The 16,732-nt window shown below is 55.6% G+C and carries 12 protein-coding genes; 1 reads left to right on the top strand and 11 read right to left on the bottom strand.

The features are described 5' to 3' along the window. Positions 1 to 7: 7 nt before the first annotated feature. Entirely contained in the window at positions 8 to 880 is an 873-nt protein-coding gene (purU, locus tag HBA55_RS23040; protein WP_166996204.1) for a formyltetrahydrofolate deformylase, read from the bottom strand. Between the two features lie 276 nt (positions 881 to 1,156). Between purU and HBA55_RS23035 the strand changes: the two genes are divergently transcribed. Further along, on the top strand, positions 1,157 to 1,930 hold the full coding sequence (locus HBA55_RS23035) for an IclR family transcriptional regulator (RefSeq protein WP_166996202.1): 774 nt from the start codon (positions 1,157 to 1,159) through the stop codon (positions 1,928 to 1,930). A 25-nt stretch (positions 1,931 to 1,955) separates the two neighbouring features. Here HBA55_RS23035 and HBA55_RS23030 read toward each other — a convergent pair whose 3' ends face one another. The 10 genes from HBA55_RS23030 to aceE are packed head-to-tail and all read right to left on the bottom strand — an operon-like array spanning position 1,956 to position 16,620. Further along, entirely contained in the window at positions 1,956 to 3,104 is a 1,149-nt protein-coding gene (locus HBA55_RS23030) for an acyl-CoA dehydrogenase family protein (protein ID WP_166996200.1), read from the bottom strand. Positions 3,105 to 3,132: 28 nt separating this feature from the next. Continuing rightward, positions 3,133 to 4,179, bottom strand: a complete 1,047-nt coding sequence (locus tag HBA55_RS23025; protein ID WP_166996199.1) for an SGNH/GDSL hydrolase family protein — start codon at positions 4,177 to 4,179, stop codon at positions 3,133 to 3,135. Between the two features lie 9 nt (positions 4,180 to 4,188). Continuing rightward, positions 4,189 to 5,586, bottom strand: coding sequence for an L-serine ammonia-lyase (locus HBA55_RS23020; protein ID WP_166996197.1), 1,398 nt, complete (start codon positions 5,584 to 5,586; stop codon positions 4,189 to 4,191). After that, positions 5,583 to 6,263, bottom strand: coding sequence for a type 2 periplasmic-binding domain-containing protein (locus HBA55_RS23015; protein ID WP_166996195.1), 681 nt, complete (start codon positions 6,261 to 6,263; stop codon positions 5,583 to 5,585). The genes HBA55_RS23020 and HBA55_RS23015 overlap by 4 nt, the downstream gene beginning before the upstream one ends. 54 nt (positions 6,264 to 6,317) lie before the next feature. Continuing rightward, positions 6,318 to 7,358 carry a CPBP family intramembrane glutamic endopeptidase gene (locus tag HBA55_RS23010; protein ID WP_166996193.1) on the bottom strand — a complete coding sequence of 347 codons (1,041 nt, stop codon included), beginning with the start codon at positions 7,356 to 7,358 and terminating at the stop codon, positions 6,318 to 6,320. Between the two features lie 17 nt (positions 7,359 to 7,375). Beyond that, complete coding sequence (locus tag HBA55_RS23005; RefSeq protein ID WP_166996191.1) at positions 7,376 to 8,488, bottom strand: C45 family autoproteolytic acyltransferase/hydrolase; 1,113 nt, start codon at positions 8,486 to 8,488, stop codon at positions 7,376 to 7,378. Positions 8,489 to 8,543: 55 nt separating this feature from the next. Further along, positions 8,544 to 10,751 carry a CehA/McbA family metallohydrolase gene (locus HBA55_RS23000; protein ID WP_166996189.1) on the bottom strand — a complete coding sequence of 736 codons (2,208 nt, stop codon included), beginning with the start codon at positions 10,749 to 10,751 and terminating at the stop codon, positions 8,544 to 8,546. Further along, a complete protein-coding gene (gene ilvD, locus HBA55_RS22995; RefSeq protein ID WP_166996187.1) occupies positions 10,748 to 12,604 on the bottom strand; it encodes a dihydroxy-acid dehydratase in 1,857 nt (618 codons plus the stop codon). The genes HBA55_RS23000 and ilvD overlap by 4 nt, the downstream gene beginning before the upstream one ends. Before the next feature lie 38 nt (positions 12,605 to 12,642). Continuing rightward, positions 12,643 to 13,920, bottom strand: a complete 1,278-nt coding sequence (locus tag HBA55_RS22990; RefSeq protein WP_166996185.1) for a dihydrolipoamide acetyltransferase family protein — start codon at positions 13,918 to 13,920, stop codon at positions 12,643 to 12,645. Positions 13,921 to 13,935: 15 nt separating this feature from the next. Next, entirely contained in the window at positions 13,936 to 16,620 is a 2,685-nt protein-coding gene (aceE, locus tag HBA55_RS22985) for a pyruvate dehydrogenase (acetyl-transferring), homodimeric type (protein WP_166996183.1), read from the bottom strand. Positions 16,621 to 16,732 lie beyond the last annotated feature (112 nt).

Raw genomic sequence — 16,732 nt, 5'->3', positions numbered from 1 at the left:
AGTCTCCTTACTTGAAGATCACGGTCTTATTGCCATCGAGAAAGACACGTTGCTCTACGTGTAATTTGACCGCCCTGGCCAAGGCAACCGTTTCGGTATCACGCCCTACCGCCACCAGTGCATCCGGGCCATAGGTATGATCTACAGGCTGTACGGATTGTTCGATGATTGGCCCCTCATCAAGGTCTGACGTTACATAGTGAGCCGTCGCGCCAATAAGTTTGACCCCGCGCTCGTGAGCCTGATGGTAGGGCTTGGCGCCCTTAAAGCCGGGCAAAAAGGAGTGATGGATGTTGATGGCCCGACCGGTGAGTTCTTTACATAGGGAATCCGACAGTATCTGCATGTACCGCGCCAGCACCACTAGCTCTGTACCGGTTTCTCGAATCACATCGAGCAGAGCCAACTCCTGCTCTCGCTTGTTCTCCTTTGTCACCGGCAGATAAATAAAACGGATGCCTTCGCGCTCTGCCATCGGACGCAAGTCGAGGTGATTGGAAACGATGGCAGTAACCTCCATATTCAGCTCCCCTTTGCGCAGGCGATAGAGCAGATCATCCAAACAGTGATCAAACTTACTCACCATTAAGAGAACTTTGGTCGGCGTGGTGGCGGAGTGCAAAGACCACTCCATTTCGAACTGCTCAGCCACCTCTTGAAACTGGCCTTGAATGTCGCTCAATGCATGATCCCCCGACTCGATGTGACAAACAGCGCGCATAAAAAACCGGCCGGTATCCTGATCATCGTATTGAGAAAGTTCACTGATGTAACAGCCACGCTCGGATAGAAAAGTGGTTACCGCGGCCACAATACCGCTGCTGGCCTTACAGGTTGCCTTGAGGACAAATGGGTTTGAATGGGTGTTTTCAGTGGTCATTAGGACGGCCCTTTGAGTCTCCGGTCGTTATAAATCCATTCTGTTTTTCTCAGATCCAAAATATTCAGATATAAAGTTTTCGTTTATATCTGAATATATAAGGATTACCTGATGTGCTCAGAATCAATGCATATTCAAAATAAGACCGCTTGATTTATATATCAAGAGAATATTTACTTCAGAAAAGAGTTTTTTCAGGTTATATTCACAGAGCAATCTAAATTTTTATATCTGAAGATTTTCGGCCTGAAATGACATGAAGAAGGGAGTGCAGCCATGAAGACCAATGACGAGAACGACTATACGGTTCCCGCTCTGGCCAGAGGCTTGAAGATTCTGGAAATATTCAATCAACAACAGCGTGTACTGAGTACCCATGACTTTGCGGAGCACTTGGCCGTGAGCAAGTCTGCTATTTACCGCATTGTGCAAACATTGACGGAAATGCAATACCTGAAGAAGGTCGCTCGCAACACTTACGAGCTTGGCCCGGCCGTTGTATCACTGGGTTATTCTTTTCTGGCCAGCCGTGACATCAGTGACGTCTCCGCACCGCACATGAACCAGTTACGCGATGAGACTTCAGTATCGTGCCACCTGGCCATACTTGATGGCCGCGACACACTCTATATCTATCGTGCACTGGCTTCACAGCGCCTGTCCGTCAACGTTCCCGTGGGCACGCGCCTTCCCAGCCACAGCAATGCAATGGGTCGCATACTGCTGAGCGGGCTCAGCGACGATACCCTGGGACAACTCTACCTTGGTGCCCAGCTGGATGGCGTACCCAAACCCAACCCCCAGAGTCTGCCTGAGCTACGCAGAAGGATTAAGGAAGAGAAGGCTCAGGGGTATGCTATCAGCCAGTCTGATTTTGCCACCGCGATCGCCACACCCATTCGCAATTACGCTAATGAAGTGGTTGCCGCCATTAATCTCTCTGGTCCCGATGTTTTTATGCAGGGGGAAGGTATTCTGGCTGAAATCACGACTCAGCTGCAGAATACCTCAATGGCGATCTCAAAAGAGTTGGGCTATCGCGGATGGTGACAATCAGGAAAACACAAAACTACCATTATTTGCCCAGCAATGAGCGCGCGATCACTTCCTTCATGATCTCGGACGTGCCGCCGTATATAGTCTGGATGCGCGCATCCACATAGAATCTCGATATGGGATACTCCGCGGTATAGCCATAACCGCCAAACAACTGCAGGCACTCATTGACTACCTGGCACTGCATTTCCGTGGCGCTGAGCTTAACGATCGCTGCGTCTTCTGCGCTCATGCTTCCAGCCAGATAACGATCAATGCATTTCTCCACATAGGCACGGCACACTTCAATATCGGTACGGACCTGGGCTAACTTGAAGCGCGTGTTCTGAAAACCCGCTATCGACTGTCCAAAAGCCTTGCGCGCTTGGACATAGTCCAGAGTGATATCCAAGGCTCCTTGGGCCTGCCCCACGGCCTGAACCGCGCAACCAAGCCGCTCGCGACACAGTTCTTGCATCAAGTATACAAATCCCATGCCTTCCTTGCCCAACAGGGCGCTGGCCGGTATGCGCAAATCGTCAAAGAACAATTCAGCGGTATCACTGCTGTGTTGACCAATTTTTTGTATTTGTTTGCCCTTCGAGAAACCCGGCAGAGTGGCATCTACCAGAAACAGCGACACACCCTTGGCACCGGCGGTCGGTTCTGTCTTAGCGGCGACAATTGCAAGGTCTGAGTTGATGCCGTTGGTGATAAAAGTCTTGGAGCCATTGATCACATACTCGTCACCATCGCGTACCGCGCTGGTTTTGAGGGCCGCGAGATCACTGCCACAACCCGGTTCGGTCATACCAATACAGCCAATGGTCTCGCCCCGGATCATGCCTGGCAACCAGGCCGCCCTTTGCTCGTCATTGCCCAGATGAAGAATATAAGGCGCAACTATGTTGGCGTGGATGTTGTATCCGCTAGCGAGACCACCGTAACCCCGCCGGGAGATTTCCTCGCAGATCATTTGCGCCACGTCAAACCCGGCCGCCGCTGAGCCGTACTGTTCCGGCATATCAACACAAAGTACGCCGGCGGCTCCCAGTGTCGCCCACAACTCGCGGGGCACCAGGCCCGTTTTTTCCCAGGTTTCAAAATACGGCGCAACTTCCTTATCCAGTATGCGCAACAGGGTATCGCGAAAGATATCCATTTCCTCGGGCGCAGTTCGGGTGGTCATTGACATGGTGTGTCCTCTATTCTTTCACTTATGGTCTATTGATGGAATGCACTTGTAGCGGTTGCCGGAGAATCTCCGCAATAACCCTGTGTCCGCCGGTAGTCGGGTGACTGGCGTCCCAGAAAAAATGCTGGTCCGGGTTGCGACAAACCTTCCCTTGAACCAGACAGGCGACGGGTATACTCCCCCGGTTTGAGCCCGACAAGAGGCTCAAGTGTGATGTCAATTGCGCGGCAGTGTCGACAAAAACGATTTCGTTGGAACCTTTTGATCGGATTGCCTGAATCCGACTGGCCAACAAGCTGTTGAATTGCCTGACTGCATCGCCATAGGCACTGGGGTTAGACTGATGCATGGGCGCCGTTCCTCCCTCTGCCAGGCCTATGACGACGACCCGACCAAAGCCGGCATCACGAGCCCAGCGAACGGTGTCCATGATGTTGTCCACCGTGTGTGCAACCATGGCATCAATAGGCTCCAATGCAATGGGCGTGAACCAATTTAGAAAATATTTTAGCCATGTCGGAATGCTCTGGGATTCAACAGCTAAGGCGAGGTCATTAAAGCCAACATACACGACAAGCTGGTCGTCTTCGCCAATGTCGCTCCAATGGCTTGCCAACTCAGAGCGCTGCCTCATGACTCCCCAAGGCGTAAAGTCCACCGGCAGAATTACATGTTTCGCACTGGGGAAAAGCGCGTAATCACCACTGGCGGCTCCTGCGACCGCGTAGTTGAAGACGTGAATGTTAGTAGTTGCCTGCTGCCGGGGTTTCTCCATAAGAGCGGCGCTGACACTTTCCTCACCGTACAGATGGTCGATCCAGTTGGGGCCGTTGCTGGAGCGATGTTTGTAATAAAACTGGTGTCTGTCGAATTCAGGTTCATTATTAGCTTGGCGAATCGTTTCGCGGTTTCCGGTATCCGAGTAACTGTCTCCCAATATGAAGACCCTGCCACCTACAGAGTCAGCGGCTACACGTGTGAAGAAACCCAGTAGTAAAACTGTCAAACCCAAAAGATAGATATGATAACGATTGGGTATCCTGGTCGGACTCACTCTTCTTACGCTCATTGAATACTCTCAACACTCAATAATGTTAACGGGAGTGGGTACAACGTTGACCGCCAGACCACCACGGGAGGTTTCTTTGTATTTATCTTGCATATCTCTCCCAGTCTCCCTCATGGTTCTGATCACGTCGTCGAGCGAAACCAAGTGCGAGCCATCACCTCGCATCGATATCCTGGCGGCGTTGATCGCTTTGATCGCCGCCATGGCGTTGCGTTCAATACAGGGAATTTGAACCAACCCCCCAATGGGATCACAGGTTAATCCCAAATTGTGTTCCATAGCGATTTCTGCTGCGTTTTCCACCTGCTTGGGTGTCCCTCCCATAGTGGCAGTCAACCCGGCCGCTGCCATTGAACAGGCCGAACCCACCTCCCCCTGACAACCGACTTCGGCACCACTGATGGAGGCGTTTTGTTTGAATAGAATTCCGACGGCACCAGCGGTAAGCAAGAAATCAACAATACCCTCGTCATTGGCACCGGGAACGAATTGGTGGTAATAGTGTAAGACTGCAGGAATAATGCCGGCAGCGCCATTTGTCGGGGCGGTCACAACCCGCCCTCCCGCTGCATTTTCTTCATTGACCGCAAGCGCGTAGAGACTCACCCAATCCATGGCTGACAAAGGATCGCAGTAGGACGCCTGGGGGCGAGCCAGTAACTGTTGATGCATTCGATGGGCTCGGCGCTGTACCCGCAGTCCGCCAGGTAACTCACCCTCATTTTCCAAGCCCGCAACAACACAATCCCGCATCACTTGCCAAATAGCCAACAGCTCTCTACAGATTTCCACCTGCGTTTTCTTTGCCTGTTCATTGGCCATCATTATCTCAGCGATGGACAATGCGTTCTTCGTACATTGCTCAAGCAGCTCGGTGGCCGAGCCAAAAGGATAAGGGGATATGACGTTAACCGATGTATCCACGGTGTGATGGAAAGCCCCCTCTTCCACAACAAAACCCCCTCCCACGGAATAGTAACTGCGGGAGAGAAGTGGCGCTGACTCCTGCCCGATTGCCTCAAATGTCATGCCATTGGGATGCAGATCCAGCTCACGGTCAGCAATCAGTTTCAGGTCACTGTCGGCAAAGGGAATCGGCCATTCCCCGTTTAGATGAATGATGCCTTGATCACGAATCTTTCTGAGTCTCTCTGGAATCGCTTTGACATCCACGGTGTCTTCTTTCAGCCCCTCCAGCCCCAGCAGTATCGCGGTGTCTGTTCCGTGCCCCGTGCCTGTGGCGCCAAGGGAACCATACATCCTGGCCTGCACTTGGCGCGTCTGACTTAGATAACCCAAGTCCCGCAATTTCTGGACAAACAGACGTGCGGCCTTCATTGGACCGACGGTATGGCTACTGGAAGGTCCGATACCCACACTGAAAAGATCAAACACACTGATGTTCACGGTTTTATGTCCTGGTATTGTAGACGAATCAGTTTGTCCAGTTGTCCTTTAAGACGTTGGGTTGTCGGCGTAATCCGCATGCGGAAACCAAGCCCCAAATCAATAAAGGGTTTTTCTCTGTGGTATTGAAAAGGAAATTCACGGACACCCGGACCATAGGCGACCTCGTCGAGCTCGAACAACAAAGCTGCGTCAACACGACGAGTCAGCAGCATTTTTTTCACCTGTTCCTGATTGGCACTGCGAATCAGCCGCAGGTTTCGAATCTCCGCCACGTCCTCCTGGCGATATAAAGTCCCCCTGACGAGCCCCAATCGCAGCCCCTTTAAATATCCCAGATCACGAATAACCAGATCCTGTTTTCGGGTGTAGATATACATCCTGGCTCTAACCACCGGTAAACTGCTAATGGTAGGAAAGGGGTAAGGGGTCGTCACATTGTCTTCGGGAAAAATGACATCCGCTTCGCCTGTATAAAACTGGTGCACGGCTCTTTTAACGGGTAAAAAGGTTACCGATACGGGAATATCCACATTCTTTAACAGCCGGTCCTTTCTGTTAATGATTTTTTGCGCGGTTTTTGTCCAACCATAGGTTTCGAGATCATAAGTGACAAGCTTGACGGTCGCCTTGTGCGAAACCTCGTTTGCGTGCAACAGGTTGAAGACCAATTGCATAGAAAGCGCCAGCAGCAGCTTTGGCACGAGGCTTGCGCACATTGCCTTCATAGATCAGATACGAGCCGGCTGGTCAATCCATGTATCGGCAGGATCCTCCAACCCCAGCAGCTCCTGTCGACGGCGCCAACCCAGGTCGCGACCTGCCAACACCAGGATAACCAGTGCGGCTGTCATCCACATCAGTGGGGCTTCGGTGGTAATCTCGCTGCGCATGCCGACAAAGTCGGTATTGAACATACCATTGATCAGATTCAGACAACCGTGAATAATGATGGCTGGCAACACGCTACCGCCAGTGATATTCACGAAGTATGTCGCGACAACACTCATGCTGACGCATCCGAGAATGAACCAGCCTTGCGAAAACAACAATTCTGTAAATGCCTGTGAACCTTGCAGCAGTGGCGGAATTTCGCGAGGAAAGTGCCACAACGCCCAAAGTACTCCGAGCACCATTGTCGCCCCAAGCGGGCTGCCCATTTTACGAATCAGAAGAGGAAGCGCATAGCCGCGCCAACCCAGTTCCTCCAGCGCTGCACCTTGGTTGAATAACATGGCCATAAACCAAGTGCCGAAAAAGATGTCCCATTGAATCACCCCCAGGTGACGTAAGTAGCCACTGACGCGGTCGGGATCCCCCCAAAAATATTCGCGCAGGCAGGTCGCCACCACCATAAAGGTAATACCGGCAATCAGTGCGGCATAGATTCTGATACCCTCTCTGGCTGTCAGTGTCCCCTGTATCGGCAGATAGAGTTTTAGCAATGCCAATACGGCCTGCTTGCCACGGGCCAGGCTCGTCACCAGCAAAGCCGAAACTGTGGGAGCACCGGGAAAGAGCAACATCGGCAACCCCAGCGGAACAATCGTGGTAATGGCAACGGAAAGCACCCAGCTGTCCTGGTGATGAAACAACACTGGAAAGCGCTGATGAAGTTCTTGCTTCAGGGTCTGGTAGTGCCCGAAGAAGGAATACCCTTCTTGCCCCAGTGTTTCAAGCACACCGACGTACACCATCAGCAAGGAGGGAAATGCCACCGCAATGCAGTAAAAAGACCAAAATGGATGTTTAAGGATAAATCGCTTGAGCATGTTGTTCTCCTTTGCCGTTACACGAAACGGTAGGTCTGAAATGGTGTTTCACAAGGTGGGCCCGGTGCAATATGCAGTGCCGGTGGTTGCGTCAACTCCATAATCAAACAGCCGAGGGTAGTCGTACCGCCACCATCTTGCGGGTGTCGACAGATAGTGCCATCGTGGCTCGAAAACGCCGCCTTCATGGTTTCCAGGGTAACCGGCGAGCCTTCATTGCCAAAGCGTTTGTGCAGATCTTCAAAGCGGGGCAAGGTGCTGGTACTGCCGGGTATTTCCAGGCCGGCATCCAACTGCGCGCGCCGGATGCCTTGATCATCATTCACCAGCGGATGATTGGTATGGTAGACACGGTCGGCCTCGGGCCATGGACGATACTCCGCAATCTTATTGGCGGAAATCTCCAGATTAATCGCACGACTGCCAGGCTCGGCCACGGTGTAGTTCTGTCCCGACGCATGCTTGATGTCGCGCAGGAAAGCCAGCCCGCGTTCAAGGCTGGTTTGATGCAGAAATCCCCGCACCACGAAATCCTCCGGCAGCCCCTCATGGGAGTAATCCAGCTGACTGAGTGTGTTACAGCATATGGACAAGCCCTTGCTGTTCATCCCGCACAGGTTAATTTTGCCGGCCAGCGACAGGTTAAACACTTCTGCGGGCAAATCGGGTCCCTTGTGATGAAAAAGTACATGATGGCCGTAGTACCAGGTCGGGCAATCCATATTCTGGCCAATGATCGCCGCCGACCCGGCCCGGGCATCCACACCGATAGAGGTACACCCGCGGCCTCCGGTCATGGCCAGTTTTTTTTCGCGGCGATACCAGGGCTCTTCATCGCTCAGCTGCCGCGCCAGAATGTAGCGCAGATCCACGCCGGAGCCCTCGGCGATACCCTCCACTTCTTCCAACAACTGCGGAGTCCAGCGTTCAATGGCAGGCATAAAGTTGGTCTCGCTGTAAAGCTGCTCCAGGTAACGACTGGGGTCCATGCCCGTGCTGGCTTCAAGGTCGTCCTGCCAACGCTGCTGGTGCTCGATAATCATCTCTCGCAGTGTCTCGCCATGGATTCGACCACGCTCGCGGAAGCTCTTGCCTTCCAGCACCACGACTTTCAGATTTGATGACTGCATACCACTCTCCTGTTGGCCGATACCAACGTTCTGTTTGTTTCTATCACCAGGCCGTTCAAACTTCGGCACGACAAAGTCCTGCCCTGGCCTGACGGATGATGTGATCATACTGCCTCTCGCTCTCGGCAATACGTTGATGGATCTTGGGCAATACCTTCTCGTAGGCCGGCGCCATACTTCCGGCCACAACCCAGGGCCGTACGTCCGGGATATTAACCACCCGTTGTTTGCGCAACTGGGCGAGCCTTTGTTTCATACTGAGGGCAATCGCCTCGGCCTGTGAGGGATCGCAGGTGCCGCCGCGCTTGGTTTCATAATAAACGGGCGCGGTTACCGCGGCGGCGCTGTGGGCCCAGCGATTAGTGCCCGCCCCGTAGGCCACCGCCACCAGCCACCCGCCCTCTGTCGCGGTAAACGAACGCTGTAATTCGATCATGGCCCCTGGGCTTTGCGGCCGTTCACTCACCATCAACCGGCCGTTGTGGTAGACATCAAGGCGTTGCAACAGATCAACCTGGTCGTTGACTGCGGCGGAAACCTTGATCTGCAGTGATTGATTCGGTCTGACCGACAAGGTATCGCCAATGGCTTGGCCGTCGATTTTCATGTCTATGACCGGTCCGCTGGTGACAAAAACCCGGCCTTGCTTAAACGCCGACAGCCACTCTTGCGAACCTGATTGCTCACGATTGTGCGTTTCGCCAACGTAAGCGTAAGTCCGCACGGCGCCCGGATGATTGGCATTGTCCATATAGTCGGAGCCCCCTGCCGGTGTGAGCCTGAATCCCAGGTTGAGAAAATCAAACCAGGTTTTACTGGGCCACTGCGCTTTTTCCGCAGCAACCAGCGGAGAACTGAGCAATTCAACGAAGTCTATGTTGTGCGTGGGAACATCCAGGGCCAGACCGTATAGAGGGTTGATTCTCCCACCAGGGACACCCCTCAAGTGCGCGTAACCCACGAGACCACCGGCGTCCCTGATGCCCCTGATCACAGGCAAATAGTGGTAGTAGGACTCCGGTTTCCTGATCCACGCCCTTCCTCCCAACCCCATAAGGTGTCCCAAGAGCGCGGTTCGCGGATCTTCCTGACCATTGACCAGGGTAACGCCCAGTTCTTTTTCATGGTGATCGGAACCCCAGCGATAGTGATGGAAAAAGGTATCCTTGAGATCACCCATCTGCAGCAGATGGCCGACCGCTATCCCTTCAGCCGCAAGATGCCTGCTGATCGATTGATCGCTTCGAGGGCCGTTTCTGGCAATGTGCAAATGGGTGTCACCCGGCAGCCATCCCGCCAGCTTATTTGCCGTCCAGTCTTGAGGTTCGACGGTGAAGTGAGTGGATTCATCGTCTTTGATCGTTATGGACGCCTCTTCGACTCTGTATTGCGGCCCACGACTCACCAGCAGACGGTAATCACCAACGGGTAGATTCGCGCCATAGTCCCCGTCGATATAGAACACGCGAATATTGTCGGACGGCCAATAGTCCACATAGCCCGGCGTCACTTCCACCAGTGAACGGATATCGCGATTCCACTGGATGGGCACGGCTTCACTGGATGGCAGCGGCGTACGCCCCGTACTGTCATAAAGACCGATGCGGGCGGGTACCGGGGCGCCAGATTGATCTACAACCCTGAGTTCAAGCTTGCCGGTCTCACGGTGCTGTGGGGTGCTATAGGATCGAATTATACGTAAATCGCAAAGCGTGATGACAGGCGGCCCATTACCAGCGTCTGGCCCAGGCGCTGCTGCCAGAACAATATCGCTGCTCCCTGGTCCCAGGCCGGCAAACCTGGCACGCTTGAGTGCAACGGTCTGCGTGAACCACTGGTTTTGCGGTTCAAATCCGAGACCAACTCCAACCATGCCCACGCCATTCCCCACCAACTGGGTGTGCATAGCACGGGGGGCGTTAACGTCGTAAATGACGGCGGCGGCCGCTGCGCTGTTGGCACGGTGAAACAACAGCTGCAGTTCCACCTTCTCGTCGATATCAAAGGCAATATCGTCATGAACATCCAACGCCAGCGTACTGGCGCGAACACATTGCATGCCGTCTATTTCCAGGCTTTCTGCCAATGACGTAGACTGCCCGACCAGAACAGACGTGACGCTTTTGATCTGGGGGTTATTCCAGGGCAGAACCTGTTTGCCCCTCAGCGTCCAATTATGGGCGACGCTGTTGCAGGCCCCCAATGCACAGCTGAACAGCGTCAGCCACGCGGCGATTCGCTTAAAGCTCCGAATCGGAGTCATCGGCCTGCTCCCTTGACCGAGGACACATCCCTGACCGCGCCGGTATCGGCGGAGGTGGTCATCAGCGCGTAAGCCTGCAACGCTTCTGAAACCTGACGCTGACGCCCGTGAGGTTGCCAGGGCCGCTGACTTTGTTGCATCGCCTCGCGTCGCTGCTCAAGCTGCTGCTGCTCGATGCACAGATCAATGCGACGCTCGACGATATCGATATCAATCACATCACCTTCTTCGACCAGCGCAATCGCGCCGCCCTCCGCCGCTTCCGGCGACACATGCCCAATGGAAAGCCCCGAGGTGGCGCCGGAGAAGCGACCGTCAGTAATCAAGGCACAGCTTTTGCCCAGTCCCTTGGCTTTAAGATAAGAGGTGGGATACAGCATTTCCTGCATACCCGGACCACCGCGCGGCCCTTCATAGCGAATGACAACCACGTCTCCTGCTTCGATTTGATCCCCCAATATGGCTTCGATCGCGTCTTCCTGGCTGTCGAAAACTCGCGCGCGACCACGAAACTGCCAGACAGACTCATCAACACCCGCGGTTTTAACAATGCAGCCATTAACCGCCAGGTTACCGTGCAACACCGCCAGGCCACCATCGCTGCTATAGGCGTGATCGGTGTCACGAATACAGCCTTCGCTTCGATCCACATCAAGATCCTCGAAACGGCGCTCCTGGCTGAAGGGGTGGATCGTACGGCGGTTACCCGGCCCGGCACGATAGAATCTGTTTACCTCTTCCCCCGGATTGGCAGTGATGTCCCAGGTAACCAGGGCTTGATCCAGAGAATCACTGTGCACGGTAGGCACCTGAGTGTCGATCAGATTGGCGCGAGCCAGCTCCGCCATCACCGCCATCACGCCGCCGGCCCTGTGCAGGTCCTCCATATGGTAACGACTCGATGCCGGCGACAATTTGCAGATATTGGGTACCCGGCGCGACAGTTGATCAATGTCGCTCATGGTGAAATCCACCGCCGCCGAGCGGGCGGCGGCCAGCATATGCAGCACTGTATTGGTGGAGCCGCCCATGGCGATTTCCACGCTCATGGCGTTGCAGAAAGCCTGCCGGGTGGCGATGTTTCTGGGCAGGACGCGCGCATCATCATTGAGGTAAAAACGTTGGGCCAGCTCCACGATGCGGCGACCGGCGCGTCGAAACAGTTGCTCGCGATCGGCGTGGGTGGCCAGCAGGGTACCGTTGCCGGGGAGTGCCAGACCCAGTGCTTCCGTCAGGCAATTCATGGAATTGGCCGTGTACATCCCCGAACAGGAACCGCAGGTCGGGCACATGGAACGCTCGATACGGTCGGCTTCCTGTTCACTCAAACTGTCGTCTCCAGAGGCCACCATGCCACTGACCAGATCGATACGCTGGACGTCGCCGTCGACCGTTACCTTGCCCGATTCCATCGGCCCGCCTGAGACAAATATCACTGGGATATTCAGCCGCAGTGCCGCCAGCAACATCCCCGGGGTAATCTTGTCGCAATTGGAAATACAGACCAGGGCATCGGCGCAATGGGCGTTGACCATATACTCCACCGAATCGGCAATCAGTTCCCGCGAAGGCAGGCTGTAAAGCATACCGCCGTGTCCCATGGCAATGCCGTCGTCGACCGCGATGGTATTGAATTCCTTGGAAACTCCACCGGCGCTTGCTATTTCCTCGGCCACCAGTTTGCCGAGCTCACGCAGATGGATATGACCGGGCACGAACTCGGTAAAGGAGTTGGCGATGGCGATAATGGGTTTATCGAAGTCTTCGTCCTTCATGCCCGTGGCGCGCCAGAGTCCGCGGGCAGCCAGCATATTGCGGCCGTGTGTGGTCTGTTTGGATCGATAGTCCGGCATAAATAACACTCTTGGAAATAGTGGGGTACGGCGCGCAGTTACAGCGCCAGCGAAAACGGTGCCTGCAGCGTCTGTTTAATCGCTGCGAGAAAGCGTGCACCGTCAGCGCCGTTGATAACGCGGTGGTCAAAGCCGAGGGTCACCGGCATCATCAGTCGGTTCTGCCATTGCCCCGCCACCAGGCGTGGCTCCTCGCTGCTGGCCGCCACCCCGAGAATGGCCACCTGGGGCCAGTTGACGATGGGAAAAATCCCGCACACGCCCATGCCGCCCAGATTGGAAATGGTGAATCCGGCGCCCTGCAGATCCCTCGCGCTCAGTTTTCTCTCCCGAGCCTTGCGCGCGATATCGGTGGTATCGATGCTGATCTGCGTCAGAGATTTGCCGTCGGCACCACGCACACAGGGAACCACCAGCCCCCTGTCTGTATCGACGGCAACGCCGACATCCACATACTGGCGATACAACAGCTGCTGGTTTTCACGATCGTAGCAGCTGTTGAACACCGGAAACTCAAGCAGCGCCTGAGCCACGGCTTTAACCAGCAAGGCGGTCAGCGTCAGACCACCGCCCTGCTCCCTGACCGACTGTTTGTGCTGCTGGCGAAGTTGTTCGAGTTCAGTAATGTCGATCTTTTGCTGCAGCCAGGCGTGGGGGATCTCGCTGGCGGCGTGTACCATGTTCTCCGCCGTGGCCTTTTGAATGCCACTGAACGGCTGGGCCTTATGATCACCGAAATCGGTGAAATCCGGCAGTGCCCGGGGAGCGGGGGCAACAGCCGGGCAGTCAGGGCGGCTGATGCGCTCGCGCACGCTGCGCTTAACGTCGTCGCGGCTGATTCTGCCTCTCGGACCGCTGCCCTTGACGCAGCCGATATCCAGGCCAAGTTCCCGGGCCAGGCGCCGGACGCCCGGGCCGGCAGCAATATCTTCAGCCTTATTCTGGAATCCATCCCCAATGTCCATGTTCCGGACTGGGCTTTCGTGGGGTTCGACTGACCGCGTCGCGTCCGCAGTCTTCTCCAGACCTGCATCGACGGGCAGCTGAGGCTCAGCGGGAGACGACTCAGGTTGCGAAGCGACTGCGGAAAGCCGGGCAAATTCGCTGCCTGCCCTGACCTGATCGCCCACCGCGATCAGCAATTGTTCCAACGTACCCACGCTGGTAGCCGGTACTTCGACCACGACCTTGTCGGTTTCCACTTCCAGCAGTGTCTGCCCTGCCTCCAGCACATCGCCTTCCCGTACCGGGATATTGACCACCGTGCCTTCAATATCACTTTCGCCCAGTTCCGGAACCGTTAACATCACACTCATTGATTCAACCTCTATCTAACGTTCCAGGGGATCGAGTTTGCCGGGGTCTATGCCCAGCAGTTGCGCCTGTTGCCGAACCTGCTCGGCGTCCACACCGCCCTGTCGATACAAGGCCACCACCGCCGCATAGGCGATATGGTTGGCGCTGATCTCGAAAAAATCCCGCAACGGCTCCCGCGCTTCGCTCAACCCGTATCCATCGGTACCCAAGACGTCATATGGCCCTGGTACCCAGCGGGCGATGCCATTGGCCAGGGCCTTCATATAGTCACTGGCGGCGATGTACACACCACTTTCATTGGCGAACAACGTCTGCAAATGACTTTGCCTTGGTGTTTGCAGAGGATTTAGCCGGTTGAAGCGCTCGCAGGCGAGCGCGTCCCGCTCCAGCTCAACGAAACTGGTAATGCTCCACACATTGACCCGGTAACCCTGTGCCTCCAGCAGATCGGCGGCGACCAGTGCCTGTTGCATGATCGAGCCGCTGGCCAACAGCTGTACCCACTCGCCCCGCTGCTTATCGCTGCGGCGATAACAGTAGCCCCCCTTGAGAATACCCTGCTCCACGTCCTCACGATCGGGCAATGCCGGCATGGGGTAGTTTTCGTTGTAAACCGTCAAGTAGTAAAAAATGTTCTCCTGCTGCTGGTACATGCGACGAATACCGTCCTGGACGATCACGGCGACCTCGTAACCAAAGGCCGGGTCGTAGCTGATCAGGTTGGGCACGGTGCTGGCGATCATATGAGAATGACCGTCCTGGTGCTGCAGACCCTCGCCGTTGAGTGTGGTGCGACCGGCCGTCCCGCCGACCAGAAATCCACGACTCATCATGTCACCACCGGCCCAGATCATGTCGCCGACACGCTGGAAGCCAAACATGGAATAGAACACATAGAAGGGAATGGTGGGCACACCGTGCACGGCGTATGCGGTACCCGCCGCCAGAAACGAGGCCATGGCCCCGGTTTCGCAGATGCCCTCCTGCAGAATTTGCCCGTCCACCGCCTCGCGGTATGGCAACAGTGAGTCGGCATCCACCGGTCGATATTGTTGCCCCGCCGGGGAATAGATACCGGCGGCCTTGAACAGGCTGTCCATGCCAAAGGTACGGGCCTCATCGGGCACGATTGGCACGATATAACGCCCCAGCTCCCGATCCTTGCATAAACGCGCCAGCAACCTGACCAACACCGCAGTGGTGGAAACCGCCCGTTCACCGGTGCCGGCGGCAAACTCTCCTATCAGCTCCGCGCTTGGCTCCGGCAGTGTCTGGCAGTGCACGTCGCGCCGCGGCAAATAGCCCCCGAGCGCCTGACGCCTGGCCTGCAGATAACGGACTTCTTCACTGTCTTCGCCAGGACGATAAAAACAGGCCTTTTTGGCCGCCTCCTCAGACAGGGGGATCCCGTATTCACGCGCCAGCTCCACCCGCTCCTGGGCGGAAAGGTTTTTCTTCTGGTGTGCCGTATTGCGCCCCTGGGCCGAGGCGCCCATGCCCTCGCCCTTGACCGTTTTGGCGAGAATAACCGTGGGTTTGCCATCGCTGGACCGGGCTTTCTCGAATGCGGCAAATATCTTCTTGGGGTCGTGACCGCCACGACGGATTTGCTTGAGTTCTTCGTCGGTCAGTGACTGCATCAAGCGTTCCAGTTGCGGATTGCCCTCTACCCAATGCTCGCGCTGCTGTCCGCCGGACAGCACGGAGTACATCTGATAATCGCCGTCCAGACACTGGTCCATGCGCTGGCGCAACACGCCGTTTTCATCCCTGGCAAGCAGAGCGTCCCAGCCGCTGCCCCAGATCACCTTGATGACATTCCAGCCGGCGCCGCGAAAACTGCGTTCCAGCTCCTGAATAATCTTGCCATTACCCCGCACCGGCCCGTCGAGTCGCTGCAGATTACAGTTGACCACCATTACCAGGTTGTCGAGCTTCTCTCGGGCTGCAATATTGATGGAGCCAAGCACCTCCGGCTCATCCGACTCTCCATCGCCGATAAAGCACCAGACCTTGCCGCCGTTGGCGGGTTTCAGGCCACGACTTTCGAGATACTTGGCAAAACGCGCCTGATAAATGGCCGTCGGTGTGGAGAGTCCCATGGAGGCATTGGGCACCTGCCAGAATTCCGGCATGGAGCGAGGATGCGGATAGGAGCAAAGGCCTCCTCCGTCTCCCAGTTCTCGCCGGAAGTTACGCAGTTGCTGCTCCGTCAGCCGGCCCTCAAGAAAGGCCCGGGCATAAACACCCGGCGCCGCGTGGGGCTGCGGCAATACGGTATCGCCGCCGTAGTTCTCGTCCGGACTGCGGAAGACATGATGAAACCCCACCTCCAGCAGGGTCGCCGCCGAGGCGTAGGTCGCGATATGCCCGCCTACCCCCGTGCCCCGGTCCTGCGCCTGCAACACCATCGCCATGGCATTCCAGCGGATAATGTTCTCTATGCGCTTCTCCAGCGCGAGGTCACCCGGGTAGCGGGGTTCACTGACCACATCAATGGTATTGATATAGGGCGTATTCAGGGTGGCATCATCAATGGCCACATCGCGGCTCAGCAGGTAATCCTGCAGCGAACGCAGTAGTCCCTTGGCCCGCTCTCCCCCCTGATGACGCAGTACATAGGCCAGGGAATCCAGCCATTCCCGGGTTTCCGCGATTTCTTCAGCCTGATCAGTGACCGTTTCTGCAACATTGGACATATTGACTATTACCTGAATCAACTCTTTAATGACCTCGGGGTCATGTTATGTAATATAACGGGACCCGTCAAGTCGCCAGATCAGGCTGTCACAGGGATTTTAATGGCCCTTC

Source organism: Pseudomaricurvus alkylphenolicus, assembly GCF_011683955.1.
Taxonomy (GTDB): domain Bacteria; phylum Pseudomonadota; class Gammaproteobacteria; order Pseudomonadales; family Cellvibrionaceae; genus Pseudomaricurvus; species Pseudomaricurvus alkylphenolicus.
Note: the sequence above shows the minus strand (reverse complement) of the source record. Positions and strands in the feature narration are given on the sequence as shown.

Excerpts from the sequence above, each read along its gene's own strand:
- purU (WP_166996204.1), bottom strand. The coding sequence starts at position 880 with ATGACCACTGAAAACACCCATTCAAACCCATTTGTCCTCAAGGCAACC.
- HBA55_RS23035 (WP_166996202.1), top strand. The coding sequence starts at position 1,157 with ATGAAGACCAATGACGAGAACGACTATACGGTTCCCGCTCTGGCCAGA.
- HBA55_RS23030 (WP_166996200.1), bottom strand. The coding sequence starts at position 3,104 with ATGACCACCCGAACTGCGCCCGAGGAAATGGATATCTTTCGCGATACC.
- HBA55_RS23025 (WP_166996199.1), bottom strand. The coding sequence starts at position 4,179 with ATGAGCGTAAGAAGAGTGAGTCCGACCAGGATACCCAATCGTTATCAT.
- HBA55_RS23015 (WP_166996195.1), bottom strand. The coding sequence starts at position 6,263 with ATGCAATTGGTCTTCAACCTGTTGCACGCAAACGAGGTTTCGCACAAG.
- HBA55_RS23010 (WP_166996193.1), bottom strand. The coding sequence starts at position 7,358 with ATGCTCAAGCGATTTATCCTTAAACATCCATTTTGGTCTTTTTACTGC.
- HBA55_RS23005 (WP_166996191.1), bottom strand. The coding sequence starts at position 8,488 with ATGCAGTCATCAAATCTGAAAGTCGTGGTGCTGGAAGGCAAGAGCTTC.
- HBA55_RS23000 (WP_166996189.1), bottom strand. The coding sequence starts at position 10,751 with ATGACTCCGATTCGGAGCTTTAAGCGAATCGCCGCGTGGCTGACGCTG.
- ilvD (WP_166996187.1), bottom strand. The coding sequence starts at position 12,604 with ATGCCGGACTATCGATCCAAACAGACCACACACGGCCGCAATATGCTG.
- HBA55_RS22990 (WP_166996185.1), bottom strand. The coding sequence starts at position 13,920 with ATGAGTGTGATGTTAACGGTTCCGGAACTGGGCGAAAGTGATATTGAA.
- aceE (WP_166996183.1), bottom strand. The coding sequence starts at position 16,620 with ATGTCCAATGTTGCAGAAACGGTCACTGATCAGGCTGAAGAAATCGCG.